Origin of the sequence: Aliiroseovarius sp., assembly GCF_965228805.1 — a bacterium.
Taxonomy (GTDB): Bacteria; Pseudomonadota; Alphaproteobacteria; order Rhodobacterales; family Rhodobacteraceae; genus JASBTN01.
Genome location: NZ_CBDDIE010000003.1, coordinates 1,295,803 through 1,319,630 on the forward strand (window position 1 = coordinate 1,295,803; position 23,828 = coordinate 1,319,630).

The following is a 23,828-nucleotide window of genomic DNA, read 5'->3' on the forward strand; positions in this document are numbered from 1 at the left end:
ACTATTCCACCGCCTATGCCAGAGTTCCAGCCCCGCCAGTGCGCCTATTTGCCCTTCCATACGGGATCGCGTTTCTCAGCAAAGGCACGCGCACCTTCAAGGTTGTCTTCCGAGCCATAAAGCACATCCACAGTGCGCAGCTGGCGCCGGGTAATCCGGTTCATCGCGTCCTGGAACTTGGCATCCTCGGCATCGCGCACGATCTCCTTGATTGCGGCATAGACCAGCGGCGGGCCGGAGGCGAGCAGGCGCGCCAGCTCCCAGGCGCGGTCCATCAACTGGTCGCCGGTGGTGATCTCGTTCACCAGGCCCCAGCGATGCGCCTCTTCGGCGTCGAACCAGCGACCGGTCAGCAGCAGCTCCATCGCGATGTGGTAGGGGATACGCTTGGGCAGTTTCACGCTGGCGGCATCGGCAATGGTGCCCGAGCGGATTTCCGGCAGCGCGAACGTCGCGTGATCGGCGGCCAGGATCATGTCGGCGGACAGGGCCAGCTCCAACCCGCCGCCGCAGGCGATGCCGTTCACCGCGGCAATCACCGGCTTGTTCAGATCGCGTAGTTCCTGTATGCCGCCGAACCCACCGACGCCATAATCCCCATCCACCGCGTCGCCATCTGCCGCCGCTTTCAGATCCCAGCCGGGACAAAAGAATTTCTCGCCCCCGCCAGTGATGATCGCCACGCGCAGCTCCGGGTCGTCACGAAACTCGGCAAAGACATCGCCCATGATGCGCGAGGTCGCCAGGTCGATCGCATTGGCCTTGGGGCGGTCCAGGGTGACTTCAAGGATGGCACCTTCGCGCCGGGTCTTGATCGGGTTGGTCATGCGGGGTCTTCCTTGATCAGAGCATCCGCCGCCACCGCGCGGGTGGGGGTACAGATGAGCGGGTTCACTTCAACTTCCTCAAGCCTATCGGCATTGGCAAGCACATAGGACTGGATCGCATCCACGGCGTCCAGGATGGCGTCGATATCGGCGGCAGGCGCACCGCGATAACCTTGCAGCAGTTTGTACATTTTCAGGCGGGATAGAGCCTGTTCGATACTCACTCGGCTGGCTGGGACCAGAAGCGAGGCGCTGTCCTGCAACAGTTCCGTCAACGTGCCCCCGGCTGCCAGGGTCAAGACAAATCCATGCGCCGGATCCCGGGTCACGCCGATCAGCAGCTCGGCCACGCCACCGGTGATCATTTCCTCGACCAGGAAGCTCTCCGTCGGCATTTTCGCGGCGGCTTCGGTGACCTCTTCAGTGTTGGTCAGCCCCAAGGCTACGGCGCCGGCCTCGGTCTTGTGCGCAATACCTTCGCCCTTCAGGACCAGGGGGAAGCTGACCTCGGATGCCAATTCGGCTGGATTAGAGCCTGATCTGGCCTTCGGGATGTCCAGGCCGTGGGCCACCAGAGCGGATTTCGCCTCGGCCTCGGACAGGACCCGGCCGTTGCGTTCGGCGCCAGGCAGGCAGACGGGTTCCGACACGGGGGGCCGCCATTTTGCAGCCGCCTCCGCAGCCATGACCGCCTCGTCCAATCCCAGGATCGGCACCACACCGCCCGCCATCAGCCGTTCACAGGTGGCCTCGCTCATCAGTTCCGGCAGGCTGGCCACCACGGCCACATTCGCGCCGGTCTGCGCGCGCACGTTCAGCGCGGCGTGGGTGGCAATATCCCAGTCGGTTGCATCACAGCGATCCGCGCGCGGGTAGTCGAGGATGATCATGGTCAACGCCAGATCCGGGTCGACCATGCCCGACCAGGCCGCGGTCATCGCACCCTCGTTGCGCCAGATATAGGTGTGGTAGTCGAGCGGGTTCGCCAGTGCCACCATTGGCCCAAGTGCCTTGGTTAGAGCCTGTTTCTGCGTCGCATTCAGCGGTGGAAACACCACGTCGCGCCCATGGGCCGTGTCGGCGGCCAGCGATGCCTCGCCGCCTGAACACGAGATCGAGGCGATGCGGTTCGACAGCAGCGGCCCGGTAATGTGCAGCAGCTTGAGCGTTTCCAGGAAGGCTGGCAGGCTGTCCAGCCGGGGAATGCCCAACCGGTCCAGAAGGGCCTGCGCGCCCGCGTCACCGCCCGCGAGCGACGCCGTATGAGACACTGTTGCTGCCTGAGCCTGCGTCGAGCGTCCCACCTTGAGAGCGATAAGCGGGATGCCCTTGGCATGGGCCTTGGTGGCCAGCGCCTCCCAGGCGCGCAGATCGGAGAAGCCTTCGACGTGCAGGCCAATGGCGGTGACGCGATCGTCGTCCAGTAGCCCGGCGGCGATCTCCGCCTGGCCGGTCTGGGCCATGTTTCCGCAGGTCACGGTATAGGCAATCGGCAGGCCCCGCGCCTGCATGGTCAGGTTGATCGCGATGTTCGAGCTTTGCGTCAGAATCGCCACGCCCTTGGCGACCCGCGTGGACCCATGCTGATCCGGCCACAAAAGCGCGCCGTCGATGGCGTTGATGAAGCCGTAGCAGTTGGGCCCAAGGATCGGCATGTCCCCGGCCGCTGCCAGAAGATCGGCTTGCAGATCATGCGCCTGGGCGTCCTCGGCAGCCGCCTCGGAGAACCCGCTGGCAAAGCACACGGCCCCGCCCGCACCCATGTCGCGTAACACGCGCACCGCCTCGATGGTCGCGTGCCGATTGATGCCGACAAAGGCGGCATCTGGCGCGCTGGGGAGCGATTCCAGGGTGGAATAGACACCTTCCCCCCCCTTTGGATGTACCCGCCAAACCGCGCCGTCAAAGCCCATCTTGCGACACTGTTCCACCACCTGGGTACACCAGGCTCCCCCGCCGATGACAGCGATGGTGCGGGGGCGAAACAGGCGTGAAAGATCGCGCGCGCTCATGCGCCCGCTCATGCCCCAAGTGGCCGCAGCAGGTCGCGGCTGATGATATGGCGTTGAATCTCGCTGGTCCCGTCCCAGATGCGCTCCACCCGTGCATCACGCCAGAACCGTTCAATCGGGAAGTCATCCATCAACCCCATGCCGCCGAAGATCTGCAACGTTGTGTCGGTGACTCGCGCCAGCATTTCCGAGGCATAGAGTTTCGCCGAGGCGATTTCGCGGTTCGAGGGTAAGTTCTGGTCCAGGCGCCAGGCAGCGGAGAGGGTCAACCAGTCGGCCGCGTCGATCTCGGTGATCATGTCAGCAATCTGGAAGCCGACGCCCTGGAACTTGCCGATTGGCTGGCCGAACTGTTTGCGTTCGGCGGAGTATTCCAGCGCGTAATCAAAGCAGCGCCGCGCACGTCCGACGCAGAAGGCCGCCACGGTCAGACGGGTGGCGTAGAGCCATTCGTTCATCACGGCGAACCCGCCATCGACCTCACCCAGCACCTGCGCGTCGGGCAGGCGGCAATCGTCGAAGGTCAGGATGTAGTTCTTGTAGCCCTTGTGGCTGACCGAGTTGTACCCCTCGCGCACCTCGAACCCGGGCGTGCCGCGGTCGACCAGGAAGGTTGTGATGCGCTTCTTCGGACCTTTCGGGGTTTCATCCACGCCGGTGGCGATGAAGACGATGAAGAAATCCGCATGCTCTGCGCCCGAGATGAAGTGTTTCGAGCCGTTCACCACCCAGTCGCCCCCATCGCGCAACGCCTGGCATTTCATGCCGCGCACGTCCGACCCGGCGTCCGGTTCGGTCATTGCCAGCGCATCCATGCGCTCCCCGCGCACGGCAGGCAGCAAGTAGCGTTCGCGCTGCTCGTCATTGCAGGCCATCAAAATGTTCTGCGGGCGGCCGAAGAAATGGGTCAGCGCCATCGAGCCGCGCCCCAATTCGCGCTCCACCAGGGTGAAATCGAGGTGGGATAGACCCGCACCGCCCACCTCTTCGGGGAAATTGCAGGCGTAGAAGCCCAGGTCGATGCACTTCTGTTTGATCTCTTCGCCCAGCGCGTGGGGCACCTGGCCGGTGCGTTCGACTTCGGCTTCGTGGGGATAGATCTCGTTCTCGACAAAGCTGCGCACGGTCGAGACGATCATCTCCTGTTCTTCGGACAGACCAAACTGCATCGGGAACCCTTTCTGTTCGCGGTTTTGACTTAGCGTAAGAGGGTTGCATACGGCTTTCGTGCCGGATTAGAAAAAACCATGCAGAGTTGGGAAAAACAAAACGCCGCAGCGCAGCAGGTGGACCTGCTTCTGTTCGATGATTTCTCGGGCCTGTGCCTGGCGAATACGGTCGAACCGATGCGGGCAGCGAACCAGCTGTCGGGGCGGCGGTTGTATGACTGGCGATTCGTTTCCGTGGACGGGGCGCCAGCGACCTCGTCGTCTGGCATGACCGTGGCGGCGGAACCGATGGACGGGACCGGCGACATGCTGATCGCGCTGCCCTCCTACCGTTTCGTTGGACATGCCACGCCGATGGTGCTGCGGGCGCTGCGGGCTGCGGCGGGGCGGTATGGAGTGCTGGCCGGGTTCGACACCGGCGCTTGGTTGCTGGCAACGGGGGGGCTGTTGAACGGGCGACGCGCGACCATTCATTGGGAGGAGCTAGCGCGGTTTGAAGAGGCCTTTCCCGACGTTATTGCGCAGCACAAGCGGCATGTGATCGATGGTGATCGGATTACCTGTTCCGGTGCGCAGGCCGCGTTTGACCTGATGGTCGAGCTGATCGGCGCGACCCATGGGCCGACCCTGCGGTTGGAGGTCGCGACCCTGTTCATGTCGCCCGAGGCCACCGGCCCGCAGGATGCGCCGCTGGCCCGCGGCAAGTCGGTCGCGCGCGCTGTAGCGCTGATGCAGGAGAACCTGGAGGAGCCCCTGCCCATTGGCGAGGTCGCGCGGCGGATCGGGCGTAGTCAGAAGGACCTGGAGGCACGGATGCGGCGAGAACTGGGGGCGGGACCGCAGGCGATCTACAAGCGCCTGCGTTTGATCGCAGCGCGCAAGCTGGTGTTGGAGAGCGACCTGAGCGTGGCCGAGGTCGCCCTGCGCGCGGGCTATCAGGATGCCAGCGCCTTTACCCGCGCCTTTCGTGCGGAGTTCGGGGAAACTCCGCGCGATATGCGTTTTCCGCCGGAATAGACCCTATTTGCTGTCTGCCGGGGTGAAGTTCCACTGCGGCTCCGCCTCCAATGCGGCGCGCCCGCCCATGGCTTCGATCCGGGTTGCCTGGTCGGCGTGGGCGCGGGCATTGGTGACCTCCGGGTCCATCCAACGGGACAGGCGTTTCAGCGCTTCGGTGACCAGGTCCGGGCGGGAGGCGGCCAGATCGTCTTCCTCACGCGGATCGTCGGTCAGGTTGAACAGCTGCGGCGGGTGACCCTCGGCGTAGTGCACGTATTTCCACGATATGTCGCCCTCGATCCAACGCACCAGCGTGACCCCAACCGACGACCCGCCGTCGTGGTATTCCGACAGCACCGTGCGGGATCCTTCCGGTTCCGCTCGTAGGTCGTGACCCGAAAAGGCGCGGCTAAGCACGCCAAGGGCGGCACAGATGGTCGGTGCTGCGTCGATCAGGCTGACCGGGTCCACCCGCACCCCTGGCGCAATCCCGGGCCCGGACATGATCAGCGGCACGCGCGCCGCGCTTTCATACATGCAGGATTTGGTCCAGAACCCTTTCTCGCCCAGCATCTCGCCATGATCCGAGGTGAACAGGGTCAGCGTATCATCCAGTCCTGCCGCCTCCAACGCGTCCAGAACCCGACCCACCTGCGCATCCATGAAGCTGCACAGCGCATAGTAGCTGGCGATGGCAATGCCGCGGCTTTCCGGCGTGAAATGGGTGTCATGGTCAAAGAAAGAGACTATTTCGGCCAAAATCGGGTGATCTGGCGGTGTCTGAGCCTCGGCCTCGAAGTCTTTCGGATCGTAGAGGTCATAAAACTCCGGCGGGGCAATCAGCGGGTAATGCGGGGATAGCCAGCTGACGAAAGCGGCCCAGTCCTGGTTGCGGCGGGCGGGGTCAGACAGCCATTCACAGGCTCGCGCGGTGACCCGCTGGTCAAATTGCAGATACTCGCTGTCGCCGGGGCCGATCATCTGCGCAAGCTCCGCCGTGGCGTCATAGGAACAGACCGGGCGGCGCAGAAGCCCGCGCACCCAGCCGCGCCCGCCGGGGATGTGAATCGGCTCGATCTGTTCGGCAAACCCTGTGTCATCCGTGCCGTTGCGATAGTGCAGCTTGCCGATCGACACGGCCAACTTGCCTGCGTCGCGCAGCACGTGCCCCCAGCTGGGTACGCGCCCGTCATAGGCCTCGGCCGAGGACCAATACCCGACCTCGTGCACATAGCGCCCCGTGGCAATCGCCGCGCGGGTTGGCACGCACATGGGCGAAGGCGTATAGGCCGCGTCGAACCGCACCCCGCGCGCGGCAAGACGGTCCAGATTGGGGGTCCGGACCGCCGGGTTCATATGGCCGAGCCCCCACCAGGAGAGCTCGTCCACCATCAGGAATAGTACATTCATCCGAACATCCTTTTCTTGCGTGCCCGGGTTTCCGCCGTGGCTTCGGGCGATCCGTCATGGAAGGTGCCGAACCAGCGGTCCCAGGGCATCTCCTGGTTGCCGTAGTTGCACTCATAATAGCGGTGGTGCAGCTGGTGATAGAAGGTGCCAAGAGCCAGGCGGCGTTTGTCCTTGATCAGCAGGTCTTCGTAGCCCGTGTGGCTCATCGCGGCGCCCGGGCCCTGGAACACAATGTGGAAGATCAGGTGAATCGGGTGGCTGGCAACGACCCAGTGCACGCAGAGCGTGGTCAGGTAGATGAAATGTTCCACCGGATGCATGGAAAAGCCGCTCCACGGTCCGATGTTCACGTTGCGGTGGTGCAGGGCGTGCACCCGCTTGTAGAGGAACGGTTGGTGCAGCAACCGATGCACCCAGTAGAAATGGAAGGCCGACCACATCGGGATGATCACCAGGAAGGCGAGGAACCATATCGGATTGCTGGCGAATGTGATTGTGGGGGTATGGCCGTTGGCCATCAGCCACATGGTCACCACCTGGAACAGGGTCAGCTGGGCGACGCCCGAGCCGAGCGACCAGAACATGTTGTCCTTCACCTGGTCGCTGAAGTTCCACAGGGAGTTGTTCTTCCCCTGTTCGCGCCGTTCGAATTTCAGTCGTTTGCCCTGGCCCTTGCGGATGTAGAAATACCAATGCAGCGTGCCGGCCGTCAGCGCGATGATGGCGAAATTCACCACATAGACCTGGGCGATCCAGCCGAGCGCGAAGCTCTGGGCGGCCTCCAGCGACGGGTAGAAGAAGAAATAGAGCAGGAGCGCCAGGCCCAGCATCAACACCCGTTCGGACAGGGTCAGCCAGTTGCGTGCCAGCCAGCCTGCCAGGTAGGCGGGGTTCGGCGGCCATTTGAAGATCGACGGGTTATCCAGCGGCAGCTCCGGGTGGTAATTCCACTCGCGGCTCATATCCTCCATCTGCTCCTGCGGGGCCGTGGTCTGGCCCATCTGGGTGGTGGCATCGGTCATTGGTCTCTCCTCCCTGACCAGATCAGACTTCGCGCGACAGAAGCGCGTCTTCGAACGGGTAGCGCGACAGGCAGATCGCGCCGGTATCGGTGATGAGATATTGGTCTTCGAGCTTCACGCCCTCGTGCCCGCCGATCTTGCCGACGTAGCTTTCAACGCAGATCACCATGCCGACCTCAAGCTGGCCGTCGTAGTGGAATTCCGCGTCCTTCGGGTAGTAGATCACCGGGTATTCATCGGCCATGCCCAGCCCGTGCATCATGCAGGGATAGAACTGGTCGCCGTAGCCTTCGGTCTGGATATAGCGGTTGTCGATCAGCTCGCGGAAGCTGATCCCGGGCCGGAGTAGAGACGCATTGTGCATGATTTCCGCATGTGCGTGCTGGTAGAGGCGGCATTGCTCGTCGCTGGGCCGACCGGGCCCGCAATGATAGGCGCGGCTGATATCGGCGCCGTAGCTCCACGGGCCGACCATGCCGCAATCGAACACCACAAGATCGCCCGCGCGGATGATGCGTGACGACGCTTCCTGCTGCCAGGGATTGGTGCGCTCGCCCGAGGCCAGCAGACGATAGTCGATCCATTCGCCGCCACCCTCGATATTGGCGGCCCACATGTGGCTCCATAGCTCCTGTTCCGAGATCCCGTTGACCAGGTTGTTGCGCATGCGCGTCATGCCGTCTTCGGCGATCGCGATGGTCTGGTTCATGCAGAGGATTTCTTCCGGGCTCTTGATCTTGCGCGCATGGGCCAGGGCCTCGCCCGCATCGATCAGGGTCAGCCCCTCGGCCTCCAGCGCCATGTGGGGCAGGGGGGCGGTGCGTTCGATACCGATGCGTGTCTCGCCGCCGCAATGCTCATCCACCAGCGCCCGCATCTGCCGCGCCCATTTCGCGCACCATTCCTGGTGGCGATAGCCCGCGAACATGTAGCTCAGCGGCATCAGGTCGTCGCGAATTTCATCGATGGTTTCCAACTGCGCCCCGGTTTCCCGCCCGGGCTCCGAATCGAAATAGATCACTGGCCCTTCGGCGGGCATGAACAGGTAGCCCGCGTGGATATGCATCTGGAACAGGGTGCAGTTGCGCACCCCGGTGGCATAGCGGATCGACAGCGGGTCGGTCAGGATCACAGCGGCCAACCCGTGCGCCTTCATCTGCTCACGCAGACGGTTCTGGCGATAGCGCCGCATCCGGGGCACGTCGATCATGCCCTCGGTATCGGTCAGCTGCATCGGCGGCGTCTTCCACGCGGCCTGTTCCAGCGTCAGCGGCTGGGGTTTGGCGGCGAACGCCTTGGTATAGTCGGTGGCGTCGTTCACTGGTGTACGGGCGTCCATCGGTCCAGGGCCTCCTTGAACTTGTTTTCCTCGCCGGGGGCCATGCCGACCGTGTGGGCGGCATCGGGAAAGGCGCCGGATTGCACGTCCTCGCGAAACCCGGTCAGCGCCTTTTCGCGCTCGGCGGCCAGAGCCTTGCGGATCGAAAGCACATCGCCCCAGGCCTTGGCGTGGCGCGGCGGGTCTTCCACGTCGCCGCAGATGTCCTCCATGAATGAGAAAATGATGTCCCCGCCGGACCCTGCGCCGATGGAATGGGTGACGATGGAGGTGCGCGGACCGATCTCTTGCAGGGCTTCGACGGCGACGCATTCCACCTCGGCTGCCACGGCGCCTGCGTCTTCCAGCCGCTTGAAATCCTGAAACAGGCGCAGCGCCTCCTCGGCGGTCTTGCCGACAGTGCGCAGGCCCCCGACCAGGGTTGATTTGCGCGGAACCAGGCCCAGGTGGCCCTGCACCGCCAGGCCTTCGCCCGCCAGCCGCTCGATGGTCTTCAGCCCGCGCGGTGTATAGATCGCGTCGGCCCCGGCCTCGGCGCAGCGGATCGCGGCCGCCAGCGCCTCGTCCTCGGTCATGTATTGCACCATGGTCTGGCTGCCGGTGACGAAGGTTTCGGGCGCCGCTGCCCGCACCTCGACAATGTCCACATCCGCAATGGTGATCATGTCGATGCCCATCGCTGCACAGGCCGCCGCCTCGTCGCCATTCAGCGCCGAGACCTGGGTCATCTTCACCCCCGCCGCCTTGTTCGCCCGCAGGCAGGCAACAGTCAGATTGCGGCGTGCCGGGTGGCCGCCGTATGTGTAGATGTTCTTTGCCATGGGTTCAGTCCGCGTAGGTCGAGCCTTCGGCGTCCAGGATCGCCTTGATCTCGCGCATGTGGGCTTCGGCCTGGCCGGGGTAATCCTCCAGCTCCTGCGCGGTCTTCTCGGCAATCTCGTCGGACAGAACGCGCAGCGGCCGACCGGTCTGCAAGGCGCGGATATAGGTCTCGGCCGCGCGTTCGAAGTAGTAGAGCCGGTTGAACGTATCCGCCGGGTCGTCACCGATCACCAGGACACCGTGGTTGCCCATGATCATCGTCTTGACTTTGGGGTCGGTCAGCATCGCGGCACAGCGCGCGCCCTCATCGTCGAAGGCCAGCCCACCGAACCCATCGTCGATCACATAACGGTTGTAGAAGGTCGCGGTGTTCTGATCGATCGGCGGCAGGTTCGAATCTGCCAGTGACGCCAGCACCGTCGCGTGGATCGAATGCACATGCATCACGCAACGCGCCTGCGGACAAAGCCGGTGGATCGAGCCATGCAGCCCCCAGGCGGTCGGGTCCGGCGCGCCGGGTTTCGACATCGTTTCCGGGTCATTCGCATCCAGCAGCAACAGGTCCGAGGCCCGGATCCGCGCGAAATGCATCTGGTTCGGATTCATCAGGAACTGCGAGCCATCGTCATTCACGGCCAGCGAGAAGTGGTTCGCCACCCCCTCGTGCATGTTCAGCCGTTCGGTCCAGCGGAAGGCGGCGGCCATGTCCACCCGTTCCTGCCAATGATCCATGTTGGGGCGCAGTTTCGTGACGCTCATCTTGGTCTCCCTGTTCGTCTGGAAACGGTGCCGCGCGACGAAGCACTTAACAAATGAAAAAAACGCGGCCATCCTATTAGTCAAACTTATGATGGGATTATGCATATGCGGCAAAACCTGCCTCCGCTGAATTGGCTGCGCGCTTTCGAGGCCGCTGCGCGGCACCTGTCCTTTACTGGCGCGGCGGGCGAGCTGAACATGACCCAAAGTGCGGTGAGCCAGCAGATCAAGTCGTTGGAGGGCCACCTGGGTCGGCCCCTGTTTCACCGCCGCCCGAAGGCGCTGGAGCTGACCTCGACCGGGCTGACCTATCTGCCCGTGGTGCGCGACGCCTTCGGCACGCTCCGGCGTGGGACCAATGCGGTGACCGGGCGACGCACCAACCTGTTGCGCATCCAGTCGAACATTACCTTCTCGATCCACTGGCTGGCCCCGCGCCTACCCGGTTTTCGCGCCGCCCACCCCGAGATTGACCTCGAGATCCAGACCGAGCTGTGGGAGCCCGCCTCGATGGCCGAAGGCGTGGATGTCGAAATCCGCTATTCCCTGCGCCCGGATGAAGGCACAAGGGCCGAGCTACTGACCCGCGATCACTACTATCCCGTCTGCGCGCCGGGATATGATGTCACCCTGGAAACGCTCGCCGACCAACCGCTTTATGACTGCACCAACATGCTGGGCAGCTGGGCGGGTTGGGCCGAGGAACAGTCTCTAATCTGGCCCAATCCGGACGTGACCTTTGCCACCACCTTTACCTTTACCCTCGCCGTGGCCCAGGCCGGTGGGGGACTGACCCTGGCCCATGACATGATTGCCGGGCGGCTCATCGCCGAGGGTAAACTGGTTGCCCCCTTCCACCACCGCGCCCCGCTGCCCGAGGCCTATTACCTGCTGCAGACCCCACAGGCCGAGGCGAACCCCCATGCGCAGGCGTTCACACGCTGGTTACGTGCCGAGGTCACGAAGGGGGCTTGAAGCCGACCGGAAAAGCTGAACAATTGGTCCATGGAGAATACATATTTCAAAACATGGCCTGAATCTGCGGCCCGCCTGGTGGCGGTGGCGGCAGGACGTACGCCTGCCGATACGGTGATCCGCGGCGGGCGTGTTGTAAATGTACACACGCGCGAAGTGCTCGACTGGCAGGTGGCGATGGCCGACGGGCGGTTTGCCTATGTTGGGCCGGATGCGAGCCACTGTATTGGCGACGGCACCGAGGTGGTCGAGGCCGAGGGGCAATATCTGGTCCCTGGCCTATGTGACGGGCACATGCATATCGAAAGTGGCATGCTGACCCCGGCCGAGTTTGCCCGTGCGGTCACGCCGCATGGCACGACCTCGATGTTTGTCGACCCGCATGAGATCGCGAACGTGCTGGGCATCGAAGGCGTGCGTCTGATGCATGATGAGGCTCTGATCCAGCCCATTTCGATCTTTACCCAGATGCCCAGCTGCGCGCCTTCTGCGCCGGGGCTGGAGACCACGGGCTATGAAATCACCCCCGAGGACGTGGCCGAGGCAATGACCTGGCCCGGCATCATCGGGCTGGGCGAGATGATGAATTTCCCTGGCGTGATCCATGGTGACGACAAGATGCTGGCCGAGATTGCGGCGACCCAGCGCGCGGGCAAGACCGTGGGCGGGCACTATGCCAGCCCCGACCTGGGGCCGAACTTCCACGCCTATGCGGCGGGCGGCCCGGCGGACGATCACGAGGGCACCTGTGAAGAGGATGCCATCGCTCGCGTGCGTCAGGGGATGCGGGTGATGATGCGGCTGGGCTCGGCCTGGTTCGACGTCGAAAAACAGATCAGCGCCGTGACCGAAAAGAGATTGGACCCGCGCAGTTTCATTCTGTGTACGGATGATTGCCACTCCGGCACTTTGGTGAACGAAGGCCACATGAACCGCGCCGTGCGCCATGCCATCGAATGTGGCTGTGACCCGCTGATCGCGCTGCAGATGGCGACGATCAACACGGCGACGCATTTTGGATTGGAGCGCGAGCTGGGCTCCATCGCGCCGGGGCGGCGCGCGGATGTGATCCTGACCGACGACCTGCGTTCCCTGCCGGTGAATACGGTCTATGCCAAGGGCATCAAAGTGGCCGAAACCGGCCAGAATAGGGTCGAATTCCCACACCTTGCCTGGCCTGACCATGCCCGCAACACCATGCATCTGGGCAAGGTGCTGACCCCGTCCGATTTCCGCATTGAAGCGCCTGAAGGTGCGAACTCCGTTACCGCCAAGGTGATCGGGATTGTTGAAAACCAGGCCCCGACCAAGGCGCTGCGTGCGAGTCTGTCCGTGACCGACTGCATCGTGCTGCCGGATCAGGCGCAGGACGTGGCGCAGGTCGCTCTGGTGGAACGGCACAAGGGCACCGGTGGCGTGGTCAACGGGTTCGTCAGCGGGTTCGGTTATCAGGGTCAGATGGCCATGGCCTCGACCGTCGCACATGACAGCCACCACATGATCGTGGTCGGCACCGATCACGGTGACATGGCGCTGGCAGCGAATCGTCTGGGCGAGGTCGGCGGCGGCATCTGCGTCTTCAAGGACGGCAAGGAGCTGGCGCTGGTCGAACTGCCCGTCGCGGGACTCATGTCCGACGACCCCGCGCCCCTGGTGGCCGAAAAGGCCGAGGCCATTGTCGAGGCGATGCTTACCTGCGGTTGCACCCTGAACAACGCGTCGATCCAGCACTCTTTCCTGGCGCTCGTGGTCATCCCCGAGCTGCGTATCAGCGATCTGGGCTTGGTCGACGTCAACACATTTGAAATCACATCCCTGTTCGAGGAGACCGCATGAACGCGAGTGAGCTGCGTATTCCGGTCGTGACCCCGCCCCATGCGGAGCACGAGGTTTTCACCGACGCCCAGGCCGCTGTGGACCGGCTGAAGGAGCTTTATGCCCAGGCTTGCGCCTTCCTGGCCGAGACTTTCAGCCAGACCGTGCATGGCGCGCAGCCCCCGACGCGGTATCGCGCGTTTTATCCCGAGATCCGCCTGACCACGACCAGCCACGCCCAGGTCGATACGCGGCTGAGCTTTGGTCACGTGTCTGCGCCCGGTATCTATTCCACCACGATCACCCGCCCGGACCTGTTCGAGAACTACCTGGTGCAGCAGATCGGCCTGCTGTTGGAAAACCACGGCGTGCCGGTGGTGATTGGCCCCTCGCAAACACCGATTCCGGTACATTTCGCGGTGGCGAACGACCCGTCCGTGACGGTCCCGCAGGAAGGCGCGATGGCCTTCCCGCTGCGAGATGTTTTCGACGTGCCGGATCTGGCGACCACCCACGATGATATCGTCAACGGGCTGGGGTATACGCATGAGGATGGCTCAGCCCCACTGGCACCCTTTACGGCGCAGCGTGTGGATTATTCGCTGGCGCGCCTCAGCCACTACACCGCCACGCTGCCTGAGCACTTCCAGAACCACGTGCTCTTCACCAACTACCAGTTCTATGTCGAGGAGTTCGAGGCCTATGCCCGCCGGGCTCTGGCCGATCCGGACAGCGGATATACCAGCTTCGTGGGGCCGGGCAATTGCGAGATCACGACCTGTGATTGCAAGATCGAGGCGCCGGCGAAACTGCCGCAGATGCCGTCCTATCACCTGAAGCGACCGGATGGGACCGGGGTCACGCTGGTCAATATCGGTGTGGGTCCGTCGAACGCAAAGACCGCGACAGACCACATTGCCGTCCTGCGTCCGCATGCCTGGCTGATGGTCGGCCACTGCGCTGGTCTGCGTAACTCGCAGCGGTTGGGGGACTTCGTCCTGGCCCATGCCTACCTACGTGAGGACAAGGTGCTGGATGACGATCTGCCGATCTGGATCCCGATCCCGCCGCTGGCCGAGATCCAGCGCAGCCTGGAGCAGGCCGTGGCGGGCGTGACCGAGCTGGAGGACTTCGAACTCAAGCGCATCATGCGAACCGGCACAGTCGCGAGCCTGGACAATCGCAACTGGGAGCTGCGCGACCACACCGGTCCGGTGCAACGCCTCAGCCAATCGCGCGCCATCGCGCTCGACATGGAAAGCGCGACCATCGCCGCCAACGGCTTCAGGTTCCGCGTGCCTTATGGCACGCTGCTCTGCGTGTCCGACAAACCCTTGCATGGGGAGCTGAAACTGCCCGGCATGGCGTCTGATTTCTACAAGGACCAGGTGGGCCGACATCTGCTGATCGGCATCCGCGCGATGGAGATCTTGAGGGGCATGCCGCTTGAACGTATCCACAGCCGGAAGTTGCGCAGTTTCGAGGAAACGGCCTTCCTGTAAGGGCTCCGGGGTGGATTGACGCGGGGTCAACCCTAAAAAACAGGGGAAAACCTGCCGATTTGGTCAAATTTCGGAACACTAATGATTGTGTAGGTCAACCATATCCAGTTTAATGCGCGCAATCTAACCCCAGTATAGGGGGCCAACGAGGAGTTACTTACATGGCAAAACCGATGACCAAAACCCAACTGGTGGCCGCTCTGGCCGAAGAAATGGGCGCTGACAAGAAGGCCGCTTCGGCCGCGCTGGACGGCATCGTGTCGATCATCACCAACGAAGTGTCGGGCGGCGGTGCCGTGACCCTTCCGGGTGTTGGCAAGATCTATTGCCGTGAGCGTCCGGCCCGCATGGTGCGCAACCCTGCCACCGGCGAACAGATCCACAAGGACGCCGACAAGGTCGTGAAAATGACCATCGCCAAAGCGCTGAAGGACAGTGTGAACGGCTAAGTCCGGATCAACGGAATTCGTCAAAGGGTCGCCTCCGGGCGGCCCTTTTTCGTTGCCCGCATGCGCGAGGCGAGCAAAAAATCTTATGCGCGAAGTCAGAAGAACTGCCATTGCCATTTGCCGGGAACTGGGAAAGTCTCGCACGACTTGGCGGCCCTTGTTCTCATGGAGTTTGGAATGGACCTGCGCGCAATCTTCATGGGGCTGGGTTTTGCCTTTCTCTGGAGCTCGGCCTTTACCTCGGCCAGGGTGATCGTCACCTACGCGCCACCGATGGGCTCGCTTGCGGTGCGCTTCCTGATTTCGGGCCTGATCGGCGTGGCGATCGCCAAGGCGCTGGGGCAGAACTGGCACCTGACCCGCAACCAGTGGCGTGCGGTGATCGTCTTCGGCCTGTGCCAGAACGCGCTCTACCTGGGCCTGAATTTCGTTGCGATGCAATGGGTCGAAGCCGGGCTGGCCTCGATCATTGCGTCGACCATGCCGCTGATGGTGGCCTTTGCCGGGTGGACCATATTTGGCGATCGGCTGAAACCGCAGGCGGCGATCGGACTGGCGCTGGGCATTGCCGGGGTCACGCTGATCATGGGCTCGCGCCTGTCGGGCGGGGTGGATGTGACCGGAGTTGTGCTCTGTTTCATTGCCGCCGCCGCGCTGACCATCGCCACCCTGTCGGTGCGAACGGCCAGTTCGGGCGGCAATCTGATGATGATTGTCGGGCTGCAGATGTTCGTGGGCGCCTTTGCGCTCGCCATCGCCTCTGCCGTGCTGGAAACGCCCACGGTGACCTGGAGCTGGCAGTTGGGCGTCGCCTTTACCTACACGGTGCTGGGGCCGGGTCTGCTGGCAACTTGGATCTGGTTTGCCCTGGTTACCCGCGTCGGCGCCGTGCGCGCGGCCACGTTCCATTTCCTCAACCCGTTCTTCGGCGTCGCCGTGGCCGCCGTCCTGCTGGGCGAAGCGCTGGGCTGGCTCGATGGGGTCGGCGTGGCAGTGATCACTGTCGGCATTCTGTTGGTGCAACTGGCGAAACAAAACCCCACGCAGTCGTGAACTGCTGCGCCTCCCTTGTGAGGTGACTTTCCCCGCTGCCCGAATAGGGTAGCGCCATGGAACTCGTCTTTGCCTATGCCGCAGGGCTTCTGACCCTGATCAACCCCTGCGTTCTGCCGGTGCTGCCCATCGTCCTGGCCACCGCCCTGAACGCAAGCCGGTTTGGCCCCCTGGCAGTGGCGACGGGGATGAGCCTGTCTTTCGTCACATTGGGCATGCTCGTCACCGTCGCCGGACGGTCCCTTGGCATTCACGAAGGCACCATTGCCAATGCGGGTGCGGTGCTGATGATCGGCTTCGGCCTGGTCCTGCTGGTCCCGCGCCTGTCCGAACGTTTTGCCACCGCCACAGCCGGTGTTTCGGCCCGCGCCGACGCCGGGCTGGAGGAGGTTGACCGCTCGTCCCTGATGGGCCAGTTCCTTGGCGGCGTGCTTCTGGGCGCGGTTTGGAGCCCCTGTATCGGCCCGACCCTGGGCAGCGCCATCGGATTGGCCTCGCAAGGCGAAAGCCTGGGCTGGGCCACCGCGATCATGGTGTTCTTTGCGCTGGGCGTGTCCTCCATCATCCTCGTGCTGGGCTATGGTGCCCGTGCCGCGATCCAGCGCCGTCAGGCCACCATGCGCATTATCGCCGCGAAGTCCCGCCCGATCTTGGGTGCGGTCTTTGTCGCTGTGGGTGTCGGCATCCTGCTGCGTGTCCATCACATGCTTGAGGCTTGGGCGGTCGCCAACCTGCCCGCCTGGCTGATTGATCTTTCCGTTTCCCTGTAAGGAGTCCCCCTGATGAAACGTCGTACCTTCCTGACCCTCGCCACCGGTGCCACCCTGGCCCCGCTTGCCGCCCGCGCCGCGGTGATGGACTACACCCCCGGTCTGGTTCAGCAGGCGCTGGACAATGGCGAAACCGTTTTTCTGGACTTCAAGGCAAGCTGGTGTTCGACCTGCGCCGCTCAGGAACGTGTGATCAACGCCCTGCGCGCCGAGGACCCGACCTATGACGGCGCGATCACTTTTATCAATGTCGATTGGGATGCCCACGGCAATGGCGCGCTGGCGCAAAGCCTCAATATCCCGCGCCGCTCGACGCTCGTTGTGCTGAAGGGCAACCAGGAGCTTGGCCGCATCGTCGCCGGTACCCGCAAGTCGGACATCAAGGCGTTGATGGATACGGCTCTGGCGGCGGCCACCGCCTGATCAGGTCCACGCAGCTGAATCAGAGAGGGGGCCACGCAGGCCCCCTTTTACTTGCGTCGGTCCGGGAAGGCCTCTAGCCAATCTTGCCGCGATCTCCACCGGTCTGGGCGCGGTCCATCAGCAGGTGGTCCAGAACGACACAGGCGGCCATGGCTTCGCCCACGGGCACGGCACGGATGCCCACACAGGGGTCGTGGCGGCCTTTGGTGACAACCTCGATGGGCTCGCCCGCCTTGGTGATCGACTTGCGGGGCGTCAGGATCGAGCTTGTGGGTTTCACCGCAAACCGCACGACAATATCCTGCCCGGTCGAAATCCCGCCCAGGATGCCGCCTGCATGGTTCGAGCTGTATTCGGGCCCGTTTTCCCCCATGAAGATCTCATCCGCATTTGTGGTGCCGCGCAGGGCGGCGGCGGCCATGCCCTCGCCGATCTCGACGCCCTTCACGGCGTTGATCGACATCATCGCGGCGGCCAGATCAGTGTCGAGCTTCGCATAGACCGGCGCGCCCAGGCCTGCGGGTGCACCGCGCACGACGACCTCAATCGCGGCGCCAACCGAGTCGTTCTCATCCGTGCGGATCTTTTGCAGATAGGCTTCCCAGTCCTTCGCGGCGGAAGCATCGGGCAGCCAGAACGGGTTCGTGTCAATCGCATCCCAGTCGAACTTGGACCGGTCCAGGTGCAGCTCGCCCATCTGGGTCATATAACCCTTGACCTCAAGCCCCGGCACCAGCGCCTTCAGCACCTCGCGCGCCACCCCCCCGGCGGCCACACGCGCAGCGGTTTCACGGGCGGATGAGCGTCCACCCCCACGTGGATCGCGGATGCCGTATTTCTGCCAATAGGTGATATCGGCATGTCCAGGGCGGAAGGTCTTTTCGATCTCGCCATAGTCCTTCGACCGCTGATCGGTGTTCTCGATCATCAGTTGGATCGGCGTGCCGGTGGTCTTGCCCTCATACACGCCGGACAGGATGCGCACCTCGTCCGCCTCGTTGCGCTGGGTCATGTTCTTGTCCTGACCCGGGCGGCGCTTGTCCAGCCAGACCTGGAGCATCTCGGGTTCCAGCGCCACGCCCGGCGGGCAGCCATCCACTGTTGCCCCCAGAGCAGGCCCGTGGCTTTCGCCCCAGGTGGTGACGCGGAAGAGGTGTCCAAAGCTGTTCATCGACATGGGCGTGCTCCTTGTTCGCCAGCGTGATAGCGGCTTGGCGCGCCGTTGAAAAGTCAGCTTGGGCGGCGGTGTTTCGGTTTCGGGCTGGGACCGGCGTCATAACGCGGGTTCGGGTTGCGCAGGACCGGGTTGCGGTTGGACACTGCGGGCCGGGCTTCGCGCCAGACGATGAAGATGCCCGAGGCAATGATGATCCCCGCGCCGACAGCCACCCACATGTCCGGACGTTCGGAAAAGAACAGCGCGCCGAAGAGCGCGGCCCAGATGATCTGCGAATACTGCGTGGGCGCAACCACGGCGGCAGGGGCCGCGCGATAGGCCATGATGATCCCGCCTTGTGCGATGACCGACAAAAGCCCGACCGAGGCTGCCATGCCAAGATCCGGCAGGTCCATCGGTTTGTAGACAAAGGGCAACATCACCCCCATCGCCAGGATCGCCGCCAGCATCGGGTAAAGGATCATGACGGCCGAGCGTTCCTCGCCCCCGATCTTGCGCACGATGATGGAACCGAAGCTCGACGCCACCGCCGCCGTCAATGCGCATAGGTGGCCGAAGCTGATTTGCGTCACCCCGGGCCGCAGGACAACGATCACGCCAACAAGCCCGACGATTACCGCCCCCCAGCGTTGTAGGCGCACTTTTTCCCCCAGCAGCAGCGCCGATAGCGCGGTGATCAGCAAAGGCGTGGCGAACAGCAGCGCATAGGTCTCGGCCAGCGGCAGTACGGTAAAGGCATAGAAGGCCGAGGCCATCGCCAGCACCGTCATCGCCGCGCGTCCCAGGATCAGCCAGGGATGGTGCGGGCGGAAATTGTCCACCTGCCGGTCCGCCAGCATTACCACTGCCATGGGCACGAAGGCAAAGAGCATCGCGAAGAAGATGATCTGGAACACCGCGTACTCCATGCCCAAGGCCTTGATGATCGCATCATGCGTGGCGAAAAGCGCGAAAGCACCAAAGGCGGCGCCCAGGCCCTTGAGGGGCGATTGGGAGGTCTCGGACATGGGTCTGTTCCGGCGTTTTGGGGTTGTTACCGCTCACATTGCGCCAAACGCGACCGACGTCAAGGGGCTTGCCTTTGAGGGCGCAAAGGTTCACAGAGAACGAACCTCGGGGTGCCTGGGATTTCCCGGCTGAGATGCGCAATCGCGAACCCGTAGAACCTGAACCGGTTAAGACCGGCGGAGGGAAGGTGATCCTCACCCGAACACCGTCCGGCGAAATGGAGGATGAGATGAAGACCCTTCCCGTTATCGCAGGCGCCCTGATGGCGACGGCCGCGCAGGCCGACACCCTGACCGTCTACACCTATGACAGCTTTACCTCGGAATGGGGCCCGGGCCCGGCGGTCGAGGCCGCGTTCGAGGCCGAATGCGGCTGCGACCTGGAGTTCGTGGCCGTTGGTGACGGCGCTGAGCTGCTTTCGCGCCTGAAGCTTGAAGGCGCGCGCACCAATGCTGACGTGGTGCTGGGCATCGACACCAACCTGACGGCGGCGGCCGAGGCCACGGGTCTGTTCGCGGCCCATGGCGTGACTGGCGACTGGGCCTTGCCGGTCGAGTGGACCGACCCGACCTTCGTGCCCTACGATTGGGGCTATTTCGCCTTCGTCTACGACAACACCAAGGTCACTAACCCGCCCAAATCCTTCGCCGAACTGGCCGACAGCGAGTTGTCCATCGTGATCCAGGATCCGCGCAGCTCGACCCCCGGTCTGGGCCTGCTGCTGTGGGTGAAATCGGTCTATGGCGACCAGGCGGGCGAGGCTTGGGCTTCGCTGAACGACCAGGTCGTGACCGTCACCAAGGGTTGGTCCGAGGCCTATGGCATGTTCCTGGAGGGCGAGGCCGACATGGTGCTCTCCTACACCACCTCGCCGGCCTATCACCTGATTGCCGAGGAAGACGGTTCGAAATCCGCTGCGGCCTTTTCGGACGGCCACTACATGCAGATCGAAGTAGCGGGCAAGATTGCCTCGACGGATGTGCCCGAGCTGGCCGATCAGTTCCTGGCTTTCGTGGGCTCGGACGCGTTCCAGTCGATCATCCCGACCACCAACTGGATGTATCCGGCAGTGACCCCGGTGGGTGGCCTGCCGGAGGGTTTTTCGACCCTGATCCAGCCGGAAAAGGCTCTGATTGTACCGGCCGCCGATGCGAATGCGGTGCGTGACGCGGCGCTGGCCGAATGGCTGGCGGCTTCGGCCAAATGACACGCACCACCACCCTTGGCGCCCTCGCGCTGGGGGTGGTGGTCTGCCTGACGCTGGGCACGCTGGTGGCGGTTGCCTGGCGGGCAGAAGGGGCGGGCGGGTTTGGCCCCGCCGACTGGGCCGCGATCCGTTTCACCCTGTGGCAGGCGGTGCTGTCAGCCGCGCTGTCGGTCGCCCTGGCGGCGCCCGTAGCCCGCGCGCTTGCGCGTCGCAGCTTCCCCGGGCGGGGCATCCTGATCACCCTTCTGGGTGCGCCCTTCATCCTTCCAGTGATCGTGGCCGTCCTGGGCCTGCTGGCGGTTTTCGGACGGGCGGGCATCCTGTCCCAGATCTTGATTTGGGCTGGATTAGAGCCTGTTTCCATCTATGGCTGGCACGGCGTCATCATCGCCCATGTCTTCTTCAACCTGCCGCTGGCGACGCGGCTGATCCTGCAAGGCTGGCTGGCGATCCCCGCCGAACGCTTCCGCCTCGCCGCGTCCTTGGGCTTTACCCCCGCCGACACCTTCCGCGTGCTCGAACGCCCGATGCTGCGCGAGGTGGTGCCCGGCGCACTGCTAGTGATCTTCCTCATCTGCCTGACCTCCTTCGCCGTGGCTCTGGCCCTGGGCGGTGGCCCGCGCGCCACGACAGTGGAGCTCGCCATCTACCAGGCCTTCCGCTTCGACTTCGACCTTGGCAAGGCCGCTCTGCTGGCGCTGGTGCAATTCGCCATGAGCGCAGGCGCGGCCCTGATCGCCTTTCGTGTTGCCATCCCTGGCGGCATGGGCAGCGGGCTGGACCGCGCCGTGACGCGCTGGGATGGGGGCGGTTGGCTGGTGGTGCAAGATGGAGCCTGCATCGCCCTGGCTGCGTTGTTTCTGGTACTGCCTCTGTCGATGATCGTCGCGCGGGGCGTGCCGGAGCTTTTGTCGCTGCCTTCTGCGGTGATTGAGGCCGCGGGCCTGTCGATCATCGTCTCGCTTTCCTCCGCGCTCCTATGCCTGACTCTCGCCCTGCCGATTGCTGCCCTCGCCGTGAAGCGCGGATCGGCCCTGATCGAGGGCGTGGGCTATTTGACGATTGCCGCCTCGCCGCTGGTGATCGGCACCGGGCTCTTCGTCATTGTCTTCCCGATCATGGACCCTTTCGCCCTGGCACTGCCGGTCACCGCGCTGGTGAATGCGGCCATGGCGCTGCCCTTTGCCTTGCGTTCCCTGACCCCCGCCTTGGCCGGGATAGAGACGAATTTCGGGCCCCTGGCCGATCAGATGGGCCTGACCGGCTGGGCGCGGCTCAGGCGGCTGTGGTTGCCACGCCTGCGCCGTCCGCTGGGCTTTGCAGGCGGGCTGGCCGCCGCGCTGAGCATGGGGGACCTGGGCGTCATCACCATGTTCGCCGACCCGCAGACCGCGACGCTGCCCTTGCAGATGTATCGCCTGATGGGGGCCTACCGCATGGATGATGCGGCGGCGGCGGGGCTGTTGCTGCTGGCGCTGTCATTGGCGATTTTCTGGATCTTCGACCGAGGAGGACGCGTGGATGCTGACGCTTGAGAACATGCGCGTCGAGATGGAGGGGTTTGCCCTTTCTGCCGATCTGACCGTGCCCACCGGTGCGCGGGTTGCCGTGCTGGGTCCGTCCGGGGCTGGCAAATCCACGCTGTTGGGCGCGATCGCCGGATTTCAGCTGGTGCAGGGCCGGGTGCTGTGGGATGGCGCGCCCATGCCGACCACCCCCGCGAAACGGCCGATCAGCATGGTGTTTCAGGACAACAACCTGTTTCCGCACCTCAGCGCCTTCGACAATGTTGCACTCGGGCTCAACCCATCTCTGCGGCTGTCCACGGAGGACCGCAAGCGGGTCGATGGGGCGTTGGAGCGCGTCGGTTTGAACGGGTACGGCGCGCGCAAGCCAGGCCGCCTTTCTGGTGGTCAGGTGGCTCGTGTGGCGCTGGCCCGGGTTCTGCTGCGCGACCGGCCGGTGCTGTTGCTCGACGAACCCTTCGGTGCGCTGGGACCGGCCCTGAAGGCCGAGATGCTGTCGCTGGTGGCAGAGCTGTTGAATGAGACCGGCGCGACGCTGATGATGGTCAGCCACGAGCCCGAGGACGCCCGCCTGATCGCCGATCACGTGGTGCTGGTCGCCGAAGGGCGCGCCCATGTGCCGGTGCCGACGGATCAGATCTTTGCCAACCCGCCCGAGGCGCTGCGCGACTATCTGGGCCGAGATTAACGGCAATCGGCAAAAGAAAAGGGCGCCCCGTGGGACGCCCTTTCGTGTCTCATGTGACGCGGATCACAGGTCCAGCTTCTTGCCCTTGTGCGGCGCCCAGAGCTTCTTGTTCGTCAGGTAGAGCAGAACAGTCAGCAGGGTCAGCAGCATGACGGCGACGAAACCGGCCTGCTGGCGGGCCATCATCTTGGGCTCGGCGGCCCACATCAGGAAGGCCGCGACGTCGACCGCCTCGTGGTGCAGGTCGTTGGCATGGCCGTCATCGAACTCGACATCCTCGCCATAGAGCGGCGGGGCCATGGCGGTCCAGCCACCCGGGAAGGCGGTGTTTCCATAAAGGATATTGCCCGCGACTTCCGTCTCTTCTCCGGTATACCCGGCCAGGAAGGCGGCGATATATTCCGCACCACCGATTCCGCGCACCAGCTGGTTCAGGCCGGTGCCTGCCGGGCCGGAGAACCCTGCGCGTGCCTTCGCCATCAGGCTGAGGTCCGGGGCGCCGGCCGAAGTGTTCGCCGGGAAGTGATCCACCGGCTTGGCCGGGCGGAAGTCACCTTCGCCATCTTCCAGCGACGGATCCCAGATCTCGAAGTTCTCGGCCGCAAATGCGCGCACCTGGTCTTCGGTGAACCCGACACCGCCTTCATCGGCCAGCGTGCGCAGAGGCACGAACTTCAGGCCGTGGCAGGAGGCACAGATCTCCGTATAGACCTTCAGCCCGCGTTGCAGCTGGTTCTGGTCATAGGTGCCGAAGGGCCCTTCGAACGAGAACTGCTCGTCGTGGATTTCCCCGCCGCCACCGGCGGCGAGTGCGCCACCGGCAGTCAGGGTCAGAGCCGTAAGGGCGGTTGCTGTGAGTTTCTTGATCATGTTGCT

Annotated in this window: 22 protein-coding genes and 1 riboswitch; of the genes, 11 read left to right on the forward strand and 11 right to left on the reverse strand. The window is 63.9% G+C overall.

From position 1 onward, the window contains the following. Positions 1-44 precede the first annotated feature (44 nt). The 3 genes from ACO07D_RS07640 to ACO07D_RS07650 are packed head-to-tail and all read right to left on the reverse strand — an operon-like array spanning position 45 to position 4,008. On the reverse strand, positions 45-827 hold the full coding sequence (locus tag ACO07D_RS07640) for a carnitinyl-CoA dehydratase (protein WP_421702362.1): 783 nt from the start codon (positions 825-827) through the stop codon (positions 45-47). Beyond that, positions 824-2,839, reverse strand: a complete 2,016-nt coding sequence (locus ACO07D_RS07645) for an acetate--CoA ligase family protein (protein ID WP_421702363.1) — start codon at positions 2,837-2,839, stop codon at positions 824-826. Before ACO07D_RS07645 ends, ACO07D_RS07640 begins: the two co-directional genes overlap by 4 nt. A gap of 8 nt (positions 2,840-2,847) precedes the next feature. Beyond that, a complete protein-coding gene (locus tag ACO07D_RS07650; protein ID WP_421702364.1) occupies positions 2,848-4,008 on the reverse strand; it encodes an acyl-CoA dehydrogenase family protein in 1,161 nt (386 codons plus the stop codon). A gap of 78 nt (positions 4,009-4,086) precedes the next feature. Between ACO07D_RS07650 and ACO07D_RS07655 the strand changes: the two genes are divergently transcribed. Continuing rightward, on the forward strand, positions 4,087-5,025 hold the full coding sequence (locus tag ACO07D_RS07655) for a GlxA family transcriptional regulator (RefSeq protein WP_421702365.1): 939 nt from the start codon (positions 4,087-4,089) through the stop codon (positions 5,023-5,025). A 3-nt stretch (positions 5,026-5,028) separates the two neighbouring features. Here ACO07D_RS07655 and ACO07D_RS07660 read toward each other — a convergent pair whose 3' ends face one another. Genes ACO07D_RS07660 through ACO07D_RS07680 form a run of 5 tightly spaced genes read right to left on the reverse strand, consistent with a single transcriptional unit; the run spans position 5,029 to position 10,359 of the window. Next, positions 5,029-6,417, reverse strand: a complete 1,389-nt coding sequence (locus tag ACO07D_RS07660) for a sulfatase-like hydrolase/transferase (protein ID WP_421702366.1) — start codon at positions 6,415-6,417, stop codon at positions 5,029-5,031. After that, positions 6,414-7,439 carry a sterol desaturase family protein gene (locus ACO07D_RS07665; protein ID WP_421702367.1) on the reverse strand — a complete coding sequence of 342 codons (1,026 nt, stop codon included), beginning with the start codon at positions 7,437-7,439 and terminating at the stop codon, positions 6,414-6,416. The genes ACO07D_RS07660 and ACO07D_RS07665 overlap by 4 nt, the downstream gene beginning before the upstream one ends. Positions 7,440-7,461: 22 nt before the next feature. Then, positions 7,462-8,778 carry a M24 family metallopeptidase gene (locus ACO07D_RS07670; RefSeq protein WP_421702368.1) on the reverse strand — a complete coding sequence of 439 codons (1,317 nt, stop codon included), beginning with the start codon at positions 8,776-8,778 and terminating at the stop codon, positions 7,462-7,464. Next, entirely contained in the window at positions 8,757-9,599 is an 843-nt protein-coding gene (locus tag ACO07D_RS07675; protein WP_421702369.1) for a 3-methyl-2-oxobutanoate hydroxymethyltransferase, read from the reverse strand. The genes ACO07D_RS07670 and ACO07D_RS07675 overlap by 22 nt, the downstream gene beginning before the upstream one ends. A 4-nt stretch (positions 9,600-9,603) precedes the next feature. After that, positions 9,604-10,359, reverse strand: a complete 756-nt coding sequence (locus ACO07D_RS07680; protein ID WP_421702370.1) for a class II aldolase and adducin N-terminal domain-containing protein — start codon at positions 10,357-10,359, stop codon at positions 9,604-9,606. A gap of 99 nt (positions 10,360-10,458) precedes the next feature. On the opposite strand from ACO07D_RS07680, the gene ACO07D_RS07685 reads away from it, so the two are divergent. The 7 genes from ACO07D_RS07685 (at position 10,459) to ACO07D_RS07715 (ending at position 17,346) form a co-directional block, all read left to right on the forward strand. Further along, the gene (locus ACO07D_RS07685) at positions 10,459-11,334 is read left to right on the forward strand and encodes a LysR substrate-binding domain-containing protein (RefSeq protein WP_421702371.1); all 876 of its coding nucleotides are present in this window, start codon (positions 10,459-10,461) and stop codon (positions 11,332-11,334) included. Between the two features lie 30 nt (positions 11,335-11,364). Next, on the forward strand, positions 11,365-13,170 hold the full coding sequence (gene ade, locus ACO07D_RS07690; protein WP_421702372.1) for an adenine deaminase: 1,806 nt from the start codon (positions 11,365-11,367) through the stop codon (positions 13,168-13,170). Beyond that, positions 13,167-14,651, forward strand: a complete 1,485-nt coding sequence (locus ACO07D_RS07695; RefSeq protein WP_421702373.1) for an AMP nucleosidase — start codon at positions 13,167-13,169, stop codon at positions 14,649-14,651. The genes ade and ACO07D_RS07695 overlap by 4 nt, the downstream gene beginning before the upstream one ends. Before the next feature lie 161 nt (positions 14,652-14,812). After that, on the forward strand, positions 14,813-15,100 hold the full coding sequence (locus ACO07D_RS07700; protein WP_421702374.1) for an HU family DNA-binding protein: 288 nt from the start codon (positions 14,813-14,815) through the stop codon (positions 15,098-15,100). Between the two features lie 177 nt (positions 15,101-15,277). Next, positions 15,278-16,153, forward strand: coding sequence for a DMT family transporter (locus tag ACO07D_RS07705; RefSeq protein ID WP_421702375.1), 876 nt, complete (start codon positions 15,278-15,280; stop codon positions 16,151-16,153). 56 nt (positions 16,154-16,209) lie between these two features. After that, complete coding sequence (locus ACO07D_RS07710) at positions 16,210-16,923, forward strand: cytochrome c biogenesis CcdA family protein (RefSeq protein WP_421702376.1); 714 nt, start codon at positions 16,210-16,212, stop codon at positions 16,921-16,923. A 12-nt stretch (positions 16,924-16,935) separates the two neighbouring features. After that, positions 16,936-17,346 (forward strand): thioredoxin family protein, encoded by a 411-nt coding sequence (locus ACO07D_RS07715; protein ID WP_421702377.1) that lies wholly within the window; start codon positions 16,936-16,938, stop codon positions 17,344-17,346. 73 nt (positions 17,347-17,419) lie between these two features. On the opposite strand, the gene aroC is transcribed toward ACO07D_RS07715, so the two are convergent. Then, complete coding sequence (gene aroC / locus ACO07D_RS07720; protein WP_421702378.1) at positions 17,420-18,523, reverse strand: chorismate synthase; 1,104 nt, start codon at positions 18,521-18,523, stop codon at positions 17,420-17,422. A 53-nt stretch (positions 18,524-18,576) separates the two neighbouring features. After that, positions 18,577-19,530: a DMT family transporter gene (locus ACO07D_RS07725; protein ID WP_421702379.1), complete on the reverse strand. Its 954-nt coding sequence runs from the start codon at positions 19,528-19,530 to the stop codon at positions 18,577-18,579. 97 nt (positions 19,531-19,627) lie between these two features. Continuing rightward, a riboswitch (TPP riboswitch) is annotated at positions 19,628-19,733 on the forward strand. 27 nt (positions 19,734-19,760) lie between these two features. Here ACO07D_RS07725 and thiB point away from each other — a divergent pair. The 3 genes from thiB to ACO07D_RS07740 are packed head-to-tail and all read left to right on the forward strand — an operon-like array spanning position 19,761 to position 22,952. After that, complete coding sequence (gene thiB, locus ACO07D_RS07730) at positions 19,761-20,738, forward strand: thiamine ABC transporter substrate binding subunit (RefSeq protein WP_421702380.1); 978 nt, start codon at positions 19,761-19,763, stop codon at positions 20,736-20,738. Further along, a complete protein-coding gene (locus tag ACO07D_RS07735) occupies positions 20,735-22,273 on the forward strand; it encodes a thiamine/thiamine pyrophosphate ABC transporter permease ThiP (RefSeq protein ID WP_421702381.1) in 1,539 nt (512 codons plus the stop codon). The genes thiB and ACO07D_RS07735 overlap by 4 nt, the downstream gene beginning before the upstream one ends. Beyond that, positions 22,260-22,952 carry an ATP-binding cassette domain-containing protein gene (locus ACO07D_RS07740; protein WP_421702382.1) on the forward strand — a complete coding sequence of 231 codons (693 nt, stop codon included), beginning with the start codon at positions 22,260-22,262 and terminating at the stop codon, positions 22,950-22,952. Before ACO07D_RS07735 ends, ACO07D_RS07740 begins: the two co-directional genes overlap by 14 nt. A gap of 63 nt (positions 22,953-23,015) precedes the next feature. On the opposite strand, the gene ACO07D_RS07745 is transcribed toward ACO07D_RS07740, so the two are convergent. Beyond that, on the reverse strand, positions 23,016-23,822 hold the full coding sequence (locus tag ACO07D_RS07745) for a cytochrome c1 (protein WP_421702383.1): 807 nt from the start codon (positions 23,820-23,822) through the stop codon (positions 23,016-23,018). Positions 23,823-23,828: the final 6 nt, after the last annotated feature.

Coding starts and splice junctions, on each gene's coding strand:
- ACO07D_RS07640 (WP_421702362.1), bottom strand. CDS start 827: ATGACCAACCCGATCAAGACCCGGCGCGAAGGTGCCATCCTTGAAGTC.
- ACO07D_RS07645 (WP_421702363.1), bottom strand. CDS start 2,839: ATGAGCGCGCGCGATCTTTCACGCCTGTTTCGCCCCCGCACCATCGCT.
- ACO07D_RS07650 (WP_421702364.1), bottom strand. CDS start 4,008: ATGCAGTTTGGTCTGTCCGAAGAACAGGAGATGATCGTCTCGACCGTG.
- ACO07D_RS07655 (WP_421702365.1), top strand. CDS start 4,087: ATGCAGAGTTGGGAAAAACAAAACGCCGCAGCGCAGCAGGTGGACCTG.
- ACO07D_RS07660 (WP_421702366.1), bottom strand. CDS start 6,417: ATGAATGTACTATTCCTGATGGTGGACGAGCTCTCCTGGTGGGGGCTC.
- ACO07D_RS07665 (WP_421702367.1), bottom strand. CDS start 7,439: ATGACCGATGCCACCACCCAGATGGGCCAGACCACGGCCCCGCAGGAG.
- ACO07D_RS07670 (WP_421702368.1), bottom strand. CDS start 8,778: ATGGACGCCCGTACACCAGTGAACGACGCCACCGACTATACCAAGGCG.
- ACO07D_RS07675 (WP_421702369.1), bottom strand. CDS start 9,599: ATGGCAAAGAACATCTACACATACGGCGGCCACCCGGCACGCCGCAAT.
- ACO07D_RS07680 (WP_421702370.1), bottom strand. CDS start 10,359: ATGAGCGTCACGAAACTGCGCCCCAACATGGATCATTGGCAGGAACGG.
- ACO07D_RS07685 (WP_421702371.1), top strand. CDS start 10,459: ATGCATATGCGGCAAAACCTGCCTCCGCTGAATTGGCTGCGCGCTTTC.
- ade (WP_421702372.1), top strand. CDS start 11,365: ATGGAGAATACATATTTCAAAACATGGCCTGAATCTGCGGCCCGCCTG.
- ACO07D_RS07695 (WP_421702373.1), top strand. CDS start 13,167: ATGAACGCGAGTGAGCTGCGTATTCCGGTCGTGACCCCGCCCCATGCG.
- ACO07D_RS07700 (WP_421702374.1), top strand. CDS start 14,813: ATGGCAAAACCGATGACCAAAACCCAACTGGTGGCCGCTCTGGCCGAA.
- ACO07D_RS07705 (WP_421702375.1), top strand. CDS start 15,278: ATGGACCTGCGCGCAATCTTCATGGGGCTGGGTTTTGCCTTTCTCTGG.
- ACO07D_RS07710 (WP_421702376.1), top strand. CDS start 16,210: ATGGAACTCGTCTTTGCCTATGCCGCAGGGCTTCTGACCCTGATCAAC.
- ACO07D_RS07715 (WP_421702377.1), top strand. CDS start 16,936: ATGAAACGTCGTACCTTCCTGACCCTCGCCACCGGTGCCACCCTGGCC.
- aroC (WP_421702378.1), bottom strand. CDS start 18,523: ATGTCGATGAACAGCTTTGGACACCTCTTCCGCGTCACCACCTGGGGC.
- ACO07D_RS07725 (WP_421702379.1), bottom strand. CDS start 19,530: ATGTCCGAGACCTCCCAATCGCCCCTCAAGGGCCTGGGCGCCGCCTTT.
- thiB (WP_421702380.1), top strand. CDS start 19,761: ATGAAGACCCTTCCCGTTATCGCAGGCGCCCTGATGGCGACGGCCGCG.
- ACO07D_RS07735 (WP_421702381.1), top strand. CDS start 20,735: ATGACACGCACCACCACCCTTGGCGCCCTCGCGCTGGGGGTGGTGGTC.
- ACO07D_RS07740 (WP_421702382.1), top strand. CDS start 22,260: ATGCTGACGCTTGAGAACATGCGCGTCGAGATGGAGGGGTTTGCCCTT.
- ACO07D_RS07745 (WP_421702383.1), bottom strand. CDS start 23,822: ATGATCAAGAAACTCACAGCAACCGCCCTTACGGCTCTGACCCTGACT.